Source organism: Virgibacillus halodenitrificans (genome assembly GCF_001878675.1).
Classification (GTDB): Bacteria; Bacillota; Bacilli; order Bacillales; family Amphibacillaceae; genus Virgibacillus_Q; species Virgibacillus_Q halodenitrificans.
This window is the reverse complement of record NZ_CP017962.1, coordinates 2630701-2643304: the sequence shown is the minus strand read 5'-3', so window position 1 is coordinate 2643304 and position 12604 is coordinate 2630701. Positions and strand designations below refer to the sequence as shown.

The window sequence follows — 12604 nt, the reverse complement described above, 5'->3', positions numbered from 1 at the left end:
TTATTATGGAACAAATGAAAAAAGAGATCAAGTTAGTGGCATTAGATATGGATGGTACATTATTAACTAATGAGCATGAAGTAAGCGATTATACGAAAAAGGTAATTGAAAAAGCACTTGAAAAAGGAGTGCATGTCGTATTAAGCACTGGCCGATGGCTACAATCCTGTTATCCCTATGCTGTGACCTTAAAATTACCCTCTTACCTAATAACTTCCAACGGAGGCGAAATTTATACAGTTGAGAAGGAAATAATTGAACAGCATCTATTGGATGCAGATACAATGGAAAAAATGTGGACACTTGGTAAGGAAATAGGTTTATCGATGTGGATTGTTTCCACAGAGGGAGTATTCCGTGAAACACCGCCAAGGAGCTTCCAAGATTATAAATGGCTAAAATTTGGTTGTGATTCTTACGATAAAGAAAAGCTGGATAAAATGGTTAAGGAGCTTTCGTATATCGAAGGTCTTGAGTTAACCAACTCATTGCCAACTAATTTAGAAGCTAATCCTAAGGGAGTTAGTAAAGCAAGTGCCCTTGAAACGGTATGTAAGAAGCTTGATTTCACGATGCAAGAGGTTATGGCAGTAGGGGATAGCCTGAATGATATGAAAATGATTCAAGCAGCGGGAATTGGTGTAGCAATGGGGAATGCACAGGAAGCTATCAAAAAAGCTGCAGATTATGTAACAGATACAAACAACAATGACGGTGTAGCTAAAGCAATAGAGCGCTTTGTACTTTAAGCCTTTGCTATATATGCCTAAGTATAGTTCTCTATTTATATGTCAATACTTAACTTATGGATGAATATATCTAGAAATAAGTACATAGTATGTTAAGGTTGGGTTTAACAAGGAAGTATTCTAAAGCCCTTCCTTTGTTGGTAATAAAGGCGTATAATAGAGGTGTATAGGAAAGGAGATGCTACGATGTCATTTTCTCGTGGACCAAAAGAGCCAGTACCAGAGGTGGAGACCAACGTCTGGTCATGTACTAGTGAGGAATGCCAAGGTTGGATGAGAGAATCTTACAGTTTCAGTGAGGAGCCTGAATGCCCACTTTGTCACTCGACAATGAAGCAGGAAGTACGAGTTCTTCCAGAAGTTAAGTAAGTAAAGTTTAGTATCTCTAGAATAAGGCGGAGCTATATTAGTTGATATTATTAATTACTATATATTTCAAGCATTGACGGTGGAGTTCCTTCCATCGTCTTTCTATAGCTTCGTTTCATGAACCCCCTGTCAGATGTACTGTCAGGGGTTTCATTTTGCAAATAAAATCTAAATACATATGGTAAGTGCAAGGTAAAGTTTATACTACAACAGTTGAAATAGAGCTATAAAATCTACCGACATAATCTAAAAGTTGATGTAAACTTTTGAAAATACACTAGTAAGCCAGCTACAAAAAATATTCTATTAAGCAGATATTTGCAATAATTCAGAATAGAGTAGTATACTAATTAGTAGACAAACAGCTTTAGTTCTTCATCATTTATGTAAACGTTTACAAAAAAGAGGAGGAATTATATGAGGTACGCAAATCCTAATACAGATGGGTCTCTAGTAAATTTTAGAGAAAGGTATAATAATTTTATTGGTGGAGAGTACCGTGAACCTACTAATGGAAAGTACTTTGAAAATATTAGTCCTGTAACAGGAAAGGTATTCTGTGAGGTTGCTAGGTCAACAAAGGACGATGTTGAGGCAGCCATTGATGCAGCATATGAAGCAAAAGATTCATGGGCAAATACTTCCGTGGCGGAGCGTGCAAATATCTTAAATAAGATAGCAGATCGAATGGAAGAAAACCTGGAACGACTGGCAGTTGCGGAAACTTGGGACAACGGAAAGGCTGTAAGAGAAACACTTGCAGCAGATATTCCTTTAGCGGTGGACCATTTCCGTTATTTTTCCGGGGCAATCCGGGCCCAAGAGGGTGGTATCAGTCAAATCGACCAAGATACGGTTGCTTACCATTTCCATGAGCCACTTGGAGTTGTAGGTCAGATTATTCCATGGAATTTTCCGTTGCTGATGGCTACTTGGAAACTGGCACCTGCCTTGGCTGCGGGAAACTGTGTTGTTTTAAAACCAGCTGAACAGACACCTGCCTCCATCCATGTGTTCATGGAGATTATTCAGGACTTGCTTCCCCCAGGAGTAGTTAATATTGTGAATGGCTTTGGGGTTGAAGCTGGTAAGCCTCTTGCTTCAAACAGCCGTATCTCTAAAATAGCTTTCACTGGTGAAACAACCACAGGCCGCTTAATTATGCAATATGCTTCTGAAAATATTATTCCTGTTACATTGGAGCTTGGTGGTAAGTCACCAAATATATTCTTTGAAGATGTAATGGACCATGATGATGGATTTTTAGATAAAGCAATCGAGGGGATGGTTATGTTCGCCCTCAACCAAGGTGAAGTGTGTACATGTCCATCGAGAGCGTTAGTACATGAGTCCATTTATGATAAATTTATGGAACGAGCGGTAGAAAGGGTAAAACAAATTAAAATCGGTCATCCATTAGATACAGACACCATGATGGGGGCACAAGCATCCGAAGAACAAATGGAAAAGATTAAATCATATCTGGATATTGGTAAGGAAGAAGGTGCAGAAGTCTTAGTTGGGGGCAATGTAAATAAATTGGAAGGTGAACTGGAAAGTGGATATTACGTTGAACCAACTATTTTTAAAGGGAAAAATAATATGCGTGTCTTTCAGGAAGAAATCTTTGGGCCTGTTCTGTCCGTAACTACGTTTAAAAGTAAGGAGGAGGCAATGGAAATTGCTAATGACACATTGTATGGATTAGGTGCAGGTGTTTGGACAAGAAATATAAATACGGCATACCGTTTTGGAAGAGGAATTGAAGCAGGGCGAGTATGGACAAATTGTTATCACCAGTATCCAGCACATGCAGCATTTGGAGGTTATAAAAAATCTGGTATTGGAAGAGAGAACCATCTTATGATGCTTGACCATTATCAGCAAACAAAAAATCTCCTCATCAGCTACAGTGAAGGTGCAGCAGGGTTATTTTAGAAGGTGTTTTTGTGAAGCTTGATTAAATAGAAAAGAGCTAATTTTTATATTAGCTCTTTTTCTGCACCACCAACCAAATGTAACGATGTCTCCCTGCTGGCAATTAAACTTTTTTATCTACACGTATAAGTACTGATGGAAGTTAGTATTAGGGGGTGATGGACTATGGTAGAGCGGGTAACTGCAACAGAAGAAGCAATTAAATTGATTAATAGTTTAAAGGAGATTCACGGTGATTTAATGTTTCACCAATCTGGTGGCTGTTGTGATGGCAGTTCACCAATGTGTTATCAACGAGGAGAATTTCGTGTAGGTGAATCTGACTTGTTATTAGGTGAAATTGCAGATACACCTTTTTATATTTCAAAGGATCAATATAATTACTGGAAGCACACTCAATTGATTATTGATGCTGTTAAGGGCCGTGGAGGAATGTTTTCTCTTGAAGGACCTGAGGGGAAACGTTTCTTAACACGATCAAGAGTCTTTACTGAGGATGAGAGGAAAGAAATAGCTGAATAATACCAAGCTTATTTTTAAAAACGACCGTGATAAGGAAAATCCGAACTGTGACTTAGCATTAAGTGAATCGGTTCGGATTTTTAATAACTAAATTTATTTTCCTATTGACCCATTCTGGCTTCCGAAATTCAATTAGCATAATTCACCAGTATTACAGAATATACATAATATAGAAGAAACATAAAAAGGGTGTGTTTAATTGAATAAAAAATACTATTATGTTTCGGGAAATACAGCCAAAGGACTCGTTAACCATCTTAAATCAAATATAGAAGATATAAATCAAGTTGTTATTTTAAGACACCCGTCACTTACCTTAAAAACAATGGTAATAAACGAGTTTATAAAAAAACAGAAAAAAAACGATTACGAGATTTTCCTCAGTGCTTTTGGTAAAGAGTTTCTGGATGGCGTAATTGTAAGAGATAAATCGATTGCTATAGTTAGTGACCATATTGCTTCAGAGGTTACTGGAGCATTTGAGTTGGATTTGAATTTATTTATTAAAGGTGAACCAAGCACAACAGCTTCCAAAGCACATATTCATCATCTTGAAGAAGCACATCAATCTTTTAAAACGGGACTTTCAGTGCATGATGATCTTGAAGAAGTATACATTAATGAGATGGATTTTGAGAAAGCAAACCAGCTTACAAGTGATTTTATTAACATGGTGCTAGAAGAATTCCCGAAGATAAACCGGAATGCCAGTAGACGTATCAGACTATTTGGAACGAATACAAAGGATGGAGTTGTCAACGTGGTACCTCACTTACTTGAACAGGTCTCCAACGCTTATTTTATAAAGGGGAGAGCGGGCACTGGAAAGTCTACGTTAATGAAGAAAGTAGCTAGTGCGTGTGAGGATTACGGTTATGATGTAGAGCTTTATTATTGTAGTTTTGATCCAAATAGTGTAGATATGGTGTTCGTACCTGAAATGAATTTTTGTATATTTGACAGTACAGATCCTCATGAATTCTTTCCTGATAGAGCAAGTGATAAAATAATCGATATGTATGAAAAATTAATAAGCCCGGGGACAGACGAAGCTCATGCTGCTCGTATACATGAATTAAATAACAGATATAAATCGTATATGAAGAAGGGAATAGAAGAATTAAAGATAGCTGGGGAAGCGATGGAGAAGGAGGAACAGAAATATACCATTACTAAAACAGAGGTACAAGAAATAAATAATTTCATCATAAATATGATACAAGATTAAAGGGTGTGGGCAGCTTGAATGGATACTTAAGCTGTTTTTTTTAGAATTTAAGATGGAAATAGTCTTGTTAAAAAGGTAATTATATAGTAAAATAAATTTACAGAAAATTTAGATAAGGTTTTTTCTGTACACTCTGTATTAGATGGAGGTGGACGTAAATGATTGTGAAGATGCTAAAGCCTTATTATATTAAAGCAGAAACAAACCATGTACGAATCGTGCTTGCATACCAATATTTTTCTGTGATCATTGACAATAAGGTTTATCAGTTTGTACCAATTGAATCAAAAGAAATTCGCATCCACCGTAAAACAAAAAAGATAGAGAACATTCATGATACTTTTGCTTTCCAGCGAGGTAAAGATGTAATTTTTCGTAAAATGACTGATCTTGTTGCTATTCCTGAGTTTATATATCAGTTAAATTCTTTAGCGGAGCCATACTTTAATAAATCACCGAAAACGACTACAAAAAAAGAGAGTGACACCATTATTGAGCAATTGGAGAAGCTTAATCTTTCCAGATTGATTGACAAAGCACTTGACACTAGGGACGAAAGTTCATTTTATGAATTAGTAAAATTGCTGTGAAAAGGCACTTCCTTCTATCGGAAGTGCCTTTTGTTTTATTTTATATCATTTAAAGCTTCGATAACCTTTTTAGTGGTATAGCCACTGCCTCCACGGTCCTGTGTCTGCTGCACCATCATAGCTATTAAGATATCAGGAGTTTCCGTAGGATAGCCAACAAACCAACCGTTTTCCTCTCCGCCACCTTCATTTGTAAGCTTTAACTCTGCAGTACCGGTTTTACCTGAAACAGGAAACTCAGCGTTTTTTGCGTATTTTGAGGCAGTACCTTTTTCAACCACTTTGCGTAAAGCTTCTTGAATGTGATTCGCTTGATCTTTTGTAATTAAATCTTTTTTCCAAATCTGTCCTTTATCTTCACTAGTAAGAAGAGTTGGTTTTAGCATGGAACCACCATTTAGAAAAGTAGTATAAGCTGTTGCAAGGTGAAGGGAGCTCATTTCTAACTCTCCTTGTCCGTAGCTTGAATTGGCTAAAAGAACTTCATCCTCTAGCTTCCCATTTGAAGATATTGTAGAAGCTGCAATCGGATATTCATACGGCATTTTCTCACTTAAGCCAAATTGCTTCAAGCCCTTAACATATGCTTCACTTCCCATTTCAACTGCCTTCATAGCAAAGAAGATATTATCCGAGCGTACGAGTGCGTCTGTAAGATCAACGGGTCCATTAGATTCTGAAACACGGTGGACTTGGTAATCACCCCACCCCTTCCCATTGCTCCAATCCAGTCCTTCTATTTTAATACCTTCACCTGGCTTAATTGTTCCATTATTTAACCCAATTGCACCAGTAATTGGCTTAATTACAGAGCCCGGAGCAAATGTAGCAGAAAATCGGTTAAGCAAAGGTTTTTTTTCATCCTCCTGCAGATCCTTCCACATGGAGTCACTGGTGCCATAGAGCATATCATTAGGGTCAAATGACGGACTACTGACAAGGGCAAGTGTCTCACCGGTTTTTGGGTTGATCGCTGTTGCAGTTCCTGCATCCCCGTCAAAGGATTTATATATTTTCTCCTGTACATTTACATCAATCGTCACAGTAACGTTTTCTCCATTTTTCACTGGCTTCTCAGCAAGAAGTGTTTCCTCTTCGCCATCCTTGGTAATGGTTATCTGAGCACCTTGTTCTCCGCGGAGCTGCTTTTCATATAACTGTTCTAACCCTCGTTTACCTATCACATCATTTGGCCCGTAAGTACCAGGCTCCACTTCTTCCAAATCTTCTGCGGTAACTTTTCCTACATAGCCAACGAGATGGGCAGTCGCTTTTCCGGCTGGATAAACTCGCCCAGTCACCTCTTTGTTAGTTACACCATTTACTTGAAAGAGTTTGTCTAACAAGTCTTCCTTTGTTGTTGGTATTTTGGTTAAAGGTACAAATAGATCTGGTTCTACCCAATTGGCATTTAATGCTTTATCAATCTCTTCGACCGACATACCTAAGAGGCCGGCAAGTTCTTTTTTTGCCTTGTCAGAATCTGGACCCATTTTCTCAGGAATTAAGCCAATTTCATAGACAGGTGCATTAATTGCCAACTGCATTTGGTTTCGATCAAGGATTTCTCCTCGTTGTGGGGCAGTGGTATGAAGATTGACCTCTCCACCATCTTTCATTGCTGGAAAAATAAAACCAGGATCCCATTGTAAAAACCAGTCTTTTTCCTCTTCTTTTTCTTCCTGAACTAATTTTGCTTCATAATCAAAAGTGATTGGTCCAGCAATACTCTGCATTGTCACTTTAAACGGGATCGTTGCCTTGCCTTCGTCCATGGCCGTATCCAACTTTTCTTCGTCCAGTTTATCCATTTCAATTTTTAAATCCGATATATTTAAATCGCCATAGATTTTGTCGTATCTGTCAATAAAATTCTCTGGAGAATACGTTTCCTTTGTTTTTGTGGAAAGCATGTCATACATGTCCTCGAACTTCTGTTTATTCCATTGTTTTACATAAGTCTCAAAACGTTCATTTGGGGTAACTTCATCATTGGAACAGGAAATGAGAAATAAAATAAGCAACATGGAAAATAATAAAATAACTTTTTTCATAAGTACCTCCTTCTCCACTCACATCAAAAGTGGATTTGCTTTAAGAAAAGTAAGAAAAGAAAAGTCACAAGGAAAATATGCCCAGGTGACTTTTTTGTTGCTTAGGAAACTATAAATTTTAGAACCTATGGATAATTTGTATTACTGAATTAGCCATTTCCAGCTCCAGCGCCTACCCCCTCATGGTCTTAAGTCAAGCCTCTTTGTGGTAAAGGTCACCACATAGAGGCTCATCTTAAGCTAGTCGGGGGTGATCAAGGCGCTTACGCTTTTGTTCTTTAATTATCTTGCTTCCATATGATTGGTGATCTCTTGTTGGATACGCTCAAATTCTGAATCAGGTACCACATAGTACCAAATAGAATTAATCTTTTGACCACTGCCATCAATTTCGAGCGTTTTTGTTGTTTTACGAACATCCCGATAATTACTGAATAAATTCTGCATTGTATCCATGTCCATATCTGTTTGAACATTACCACCGAGAATTTCAAGTATATCGCCAACTTTAGTTATGCTTGAGAAGTTGGCTGCCTTGTTCATGGCTGCTGTAATTACATTACGTTGTCTTTCGTTTCGGCCAAGGTCTCCGCGGGGATCGTTTTTACGCATACGGATGTATTTCAAAGCTTCTTCTCCATTTAATTGGAGAGTCCCCTTTGTAAAATTCTCTCCACCCTGAGAGAATTCCTGGTTATTTTTTACTGTGATGCCACCTAAAGCATCAATCCCTTGCTGGAATCCTTCCATATTTACCTTAGCATAATAATGGACGGGAAGGTCGAAAGCATCTTCCACTGTTTGAATGGATAATTCCACATCACCAAATGCATAAGCATGATTGATCTTATCCATGCCACGACCTGGAATATTCACGTAGGTGTCCCTTGGTATACTAAACATCATCATCGAATTTGTTTTGGGGTTCAATGACAACAAAATCATGGTATCTGAGCGCCCTTTATCACCTTCACGCTCATCCACTCCAAGTAACAGGATATTAAGTGATTTTTTGTTTTTTAAAATAGAGTCAAGCTCTTTCTGACGATCCGGATCATTATCCCTTGCAAGAGGTGTATGCATTGTCTCCACAGTATCCCCTAGTTTGTCCCATACATAATATGCAAATCCTCCACCTATTAAGAGGAAGACTATGATTATTCCCGCAAGCCAGAAGGGCCATTTCCGTTTCTTTTTACCTTTTCGTTTATCTAATCGTGATTCCACATTCATTCTCCTTTAACCAATGTATGCAATTTATAGCATGTGTAAAAAAATTAAAACTCCTTCTAAATTATAACCAAAAACATTTCAAGCGTCTATTTATTCTGAACTTTAGTTGGAATTGCTGTAATAATATAACGATCAGGAGCATTCCCGATATAGGAAAATGGATAACAAGTTGTAACGGTTAGGATTTCATTAGGTGCAGTGGAAGCAATTACAGATAAATCATCTGCCGGAACTACCTTTGTCTCCACAATTTCATAGGAAAAGTCACCATATGGCAACTTTACCGTCAAAATGTCACCAAGCTGCAATTCTCCCATACGGCGAAAGACGGTATCACGATGTCCCGATAAGACGATTTGGTCGTCCTGTTGTGGATACGCAGTTCCACTATAATGTCCAACACCTTTTTCTAAATCATCTTCGTCTGTTCCTTCCACAATTGGCAAGTCTGCCTCTAGTTTAGGGATATGTAAAATTCCTGATGTTTCACCATGCTGTGGGGAAAAACTAGTTCCAGGTGATTGCTTTTCAGAAGTGGCATTGGCTTGGTTAAGTAAATTTTTCGCTTCGGCTAAGGATTCTTTTTGGGCGTTTGTTGTTTTATACCATTGATAGCCCCCATAGCTTAAGAAAACTATTCCACAGAACACTAAAAGTATAGCAAGCTTTTTCATAGGACGAATCTCCTTACACCATTTCTCTTAGTATATAAGATTTACCACAGTTTTGGAAGGAGTTACCTTTTTAATTTGAGTAGTTAAACTGTTCTTAAATAAGAATTAATAATTTATAAAACTAAGTAAATAGACGTAATTAGTTGTAAACAAGAGAAATCTGTTCGTTATATAGAATAAACGGCTGTTTTTGAGGTTTTTCAATCTGTGAGAAATGTCCTATACTTCAATTAATCGTTCTTTAAAAAGAACATAATAAAAGTCATAAAGAACGAATGAGTTACATAGGAAAGGAGGATATTCGCTGTAGAGTGCAAAAGTGGAAATAATTTTGTTAATTGGTTGTGAATCATGTAGAAAGTGCTTGCTTAGAACAGCGAGAAGCTTTTATCCAATCTATTTATCTGTAAGAAAATAATATTATAAATCTGGAGGAATGTAAAAATGAGTATTAAGAAAAAGTTAGGTATGGGAATCGCAACAGCAGTATTAGGAGTAGGACTTATTGGTGGAGGAACGTTTGCTTATTTTAGTGATCAGGCAGAAGCTACTGGAAACTTTGCAGCGGGTACATTGGATTTAAGTGCTAATCCGACGACAGTAATTGATGTTGAAAATATTAAGCCAGGTGATTGGATGACCCGTTCATTTGATTTAGTGAACGGTGGATCACTGGACATTGCTACTATTGATTTATTAACGGATTATACAGTTACAGATGTCAATGGTGATAATGCAGGCGAGGATTTTGGTAAACATGTTCGAGTAAACTTTTTATTGAATGCAGATAAACATGATGTACCTATATTTTCTACAACCTTGGCGGAACTCAAAAACATGTCTCCAGATGTCATTGAAGGAAATTTCTTCTCTGCTTGGCTAGGTGAAAGAGGAGGTAAACTTGCTGTAGGAACTTCGGATAAGTTATATGTTCAGTTTGAATTTGTAGAGAATGGCCAAGACCAAAACAAGTTTCAGGGTGACTCTTTAGAATTAACTTGGACATTTGAAGGTAAGCAAGGTGCAGGTGTAGCAAAATAGTAGGTTAAGAAGGGAGAAGTAATTCTTCCTTCTTTCCTTTACATAATTATAAAGGAGGTTTATTTCAATGAATCTAAAAAACAGCATACTAACAGCAGTTGCGACGGCTGCAATTGGACTATGTTTAATAGGTAGCGGCACATATGCCTATTTTAGCGATACTGAAGAAACGAACAATACTTTTGCTGCTGGCCTACTCGATTTGGAAATTAATAAAGAAAATATCATAAACGTAGAAAAAATGGTTCCAGGGGATTCGGTAAACGGTGAGTTCCAGTTGTTGAATGAGGGCAATGTAGATATAAAAAATATAAAGTTAATTTCCTCCTATGTAGTTAACGATTACGGAGCTCCAAACAATGGTGACGACTTGGGTAAATATATTGAAGTTCAATTTAAACATCATGGAAAAGCAGTATTTAATGAGCCAAAAACCTTAGCTGAATTGCAACAAACACCTGAAGAAATAGTTGGTGAATTTCCAGTAGGAAGCAGTCCAAAAGAATTTTCGGTAGAAATAGAATTTATTAATAATGAGAATAACCAAAACCATTTCCAGAAAGACACAATAGAACTAAATTGGAATTTTGAAGCAGTTCAGCGTGATGGGAAAACATTAGAGTAAAGGAAGGAGGATCCTTTCTCCTTCTGAGTTTATTTATATTCACAAGCCTGTAATACACTAATTTCCGGTTTGTGAATGTATGTAAATTCTTTATTTGAAAAGGTGGAGATGAATTTGCGTTATAGCCGGTTGAAAAAGTTTAAAACAAAAAACAAAACTTTTTTATTAACAGTAAAAATTGCGCTGGCATGGTATCTGATTTTATTGTCTGCTTCCTACCTAACAGGGGGGACTTCAGCGCATTTTACCGACACAATTAATGCGAAGAAGACACTTTCTATTGGGACTTGGGAAATGGAAAACCCTGATGTACCTGAAGAAGTAATAGATATGAGCAAATTAAAGTTTCCACATAAAAAGACGCAACGGATAGAAGCATGTGGGGATAAGTTATTAAAGGTTAACCTGAAAAATAGTGGAAAAAGTGACATGGGACATGACAGCAGGTATGAGGTCTATTATGGCGAAAAAGGTAACCCAAAGAATCAAGGTAAGAAACTAAAGTTAGCTGAAAATGAAGGGAAAATTAAAGCACTCAAAAAAGGAGAGAGTATTCAATTAACCTATAAAACAGACAAACCGGGCGTCTATGTTTTTGTTGTTTATCAAACGAATGAGCATCTAAAAAAGGATACTGTGGAGAGCGGTAAAATAACCGTTACCTGTGAGACAGAGGAGGATAAGAAAACAAAGCCAGTAGAGAAGGAAGATGAACCATCAGTTAATACAAAAGAAACAGAACATCCTAAAGAACAGGTGAAGGAAGAAAAATCGGAAGAAAAGAAACCTGAAAAAGCCCAACAGGAGAAGTCAGAACCTACCAAAGAAGAAAAAACTGAAAAACCTCCAGAGCCTGTAAAGGAAGATAAGGTAAAAGAAGATAAAAAGCAATCAGAGTCAAAAGACCAGGCGAAGCAGGAAGAGGAAAAAGTAACCAAACAAGAAGAAACGCAAAAAAACCAGGAGGATGAAAAGTAATGAAAAGACGAGTGGTAATGAAATGGGTAAATCGATTAGTATCTACCATTTTGATGGTGTTGCTAATTACAGTAGCAGGTATCGTACTATCAACCAAACTCTCTGGAGGAGAACCACAGGTATTTGGCTATCAACTGAAAACAGTGCTGTCAGGTTCTATGGAGCCGGGTATTCAGACAGGGTCAATTATCGCGGTGAAGCCTACGGATGATGGCAGCAAATTCAAAAAAGATGATGTTATTACTTTTATGGCTGATGAAGACATCATGATTACACATAGAATTGCAGAAGTTATCAAATCGGAAAATGGTGTTATGTATACAACGAAAGGTGATAACAACAATGCAGCAGATTCGGAACCGGTAATTGCTGAAAATGTTGTTGCCAGCTATGACGGATTTACCATTCCCTATGTAGGCTATATTATTGATTTTTCACAATCTCCAAAAGGAAGTATAGTATTTTTGATATTACCAGGTATTCTCATGCTTGGATACTCTGCATTTACCATATGGCGTGCACTCGGCCAGTTGGAGGATAAGAATAAATCTGGAACAGCCGAGGCGAAGTAGCCTTCCCTTCGCTGTTCTCTATAAGGAAGAT

General features: G+C 37.5%; 13 protein-coding genes. 10 read left to right on the top strand and 3 right to left on the bottom strand.

Annotated elements, in window-relative coordinates:
• Positions 1 to 5: 5 nt before the first annotated feature.
• The 6 genes from BME96_RS13740 to BME96_RS13715 all read left to right on the top strand — a co-directional run bounded on the left by BME96_RS13740 (position 6) and on the right by BME96_RS13715 (position 5396).
• Positions 6 to 749, top strand: a complete 744-nt coding sequence (locus tag BME96_RS13740; protein ID WP_019377785.1) for a Cof-type HAD-IIB family hydrolase — start codon at positions 6 to 8, stop codon at positions 747 to 749.
• A 186-nt stretch (positions 750 to 935) separates the two neighbouring features.
• Positions 936 to 1118 carry a cold-shock protein gene (locus tag BME96_RS13735; RefSeq protein WP_019377784.1) on the top strand — a complete coding sequence of 61 codons (183 nt, stop codon included), beginning with the start codon at positions 936 to 938 and terminating at the stop codon, positions 1116 to 1118.
• Between the two features lie 417 nt (positions 1119 to 1535).
• Entirely contained in the window at positions 1536 to 3056 is a 1521-nt protein-coding gene (gene adh, locus BME96_RS13730) for an aldehyde dehydrogenase (RefSeq protein WP_019377783.1), read from the top strand.
• Between the two features lie 165 nt (positions 3057 to 3221).
• Positions 3222 to 3578, top strand: coding sequence for a DUF779 domain-containing protein (locus BME96_RS13725; RefSeq protein ID WP_019377782.1), 357 nt, complete (start codon positions 3222 to 3224; stop codon positions 3576 to 3578).
• Between the two features lie 199 nt (positions 3579 to 3777).
• Positions 3778 to 4806, top strand: coding sequence for a hypothetical protein (locus BME96_RS13720; RefSeq protein ID WP_071649327.1), 1029 nt, complete (start codon positions 3778 to 3780; stop codon positions 4804 to 4806).
• A 158-nt stretch (positions 4807 to 4964) separates the two neighbouring features.
• Entirely contained in the window at positions 4965 to 5396 is a 432-nt protein-coding gene (locus BME96_RS13715; protein ID WP_019377780.1) for an IDEAL domain-containing protein, read from the top strand.
• A gap of 35 nt (positions 5397 to 5431) precedes the next feature.
• On the opposite strand, the gene BME96_RS13710 is transcribed toward BME96_RS13715, so the two are convergent.
• The 3 genes from BME96_RS13710 to BME96_RS13700 form a co-directional block, all read right to left on the bottom strand.
• Positions 5432 to 7450: a penicillin-binding transpeptidase domain-containing protein gene (locus tag BME96_RS13710; protein ID WP_071649326.1), complete on the bottom strand. Its 2019-nt coding sequence runs from the start codon at positions 7448 to 7450 to the stop codon at positions 5432 to 5434.
• Between the two features lie 282 nt (positions 7451 to 7732).
• Positions 7733 to 8677, bottom strand: coding sequence for an LCP family glycopolymer transferase (locus BME96_RS13705; protein ID WP_083547471.1), 945 nt, complete (start codon positions 8675 to 8677; stop codon positions 7733 to 7735).
• A 92-nt stretch (positions 8678 to 8769) separates the two neighbouring features.
• Positions 8770 to 9357 carry a class D sortase gene (locus BME96_RS13700; protein ID WP_019377777.1) on the bottom strand — a complete coding sequence of 196 codons (588 nt, stop codon included), beginning with the start codon at positions 9355 to 9357 and terminating at the stop codon, positions 8770 to 8772.
• 444 nt (positions 9358 to 9801) lie between these two features.
• Between BME96_RS13700 and BME96_RS13695 the strand changes: the two genes are divergently transcribed.
• The 4 genes from BME96_RS13695 (at position 9802) to sipW (ending at position 12573) form a co-directional block, all read left to right on the top strand.
• Complete coding sequence (locus BME96_RS13695) at positions 9802 to 10398, top strand: CalY family protein (RefSeq protein WP_071649324.1); 597 nt, start codon at positions 9802 to 9804, stop codon at positions 10396 to 10398.
• A gap of 67 nt (positions 10399 to 10465) precedes the next feature.
• Positions 10466 to 11023, top strand: coding sequence for a TasA family protein (locus BME96_RS13690; RefSeq protein WP_071649323.1), 558 nt, complete (start codon positions 10466 to 10468; stop codon positions 11021 to 11023).
• 114 nt (positions 11024 to 11137) lie between these two features.
• The gene (gene tapA / locus BME96_RS13685; RefSeq protein ID WP_071649322.1) at positions 11138 to 12001 is read left to right on the top strand and encodes an amyloid fiber anchoring/assembly protein TapA; all 864 of its coding nucleotides are present in this window, start codon (positions 11138 to 11140) and stop codon (positions 11999 to 12001) included.
• A complete protein-coding gene (sipW, locus tag BME96_RS13680; protein WP_060678497.1) occupies positions 12001 to 12573 on the top strand; it encodes a signal peptidase I SipW in 573 nt (190 codons plus the stop codon). Before tapA ends, sipW begins: the two co-directional genes overlap by 1 nt.
• Positions 12574 to 12604: the final 31 nt, after the last annotated feature.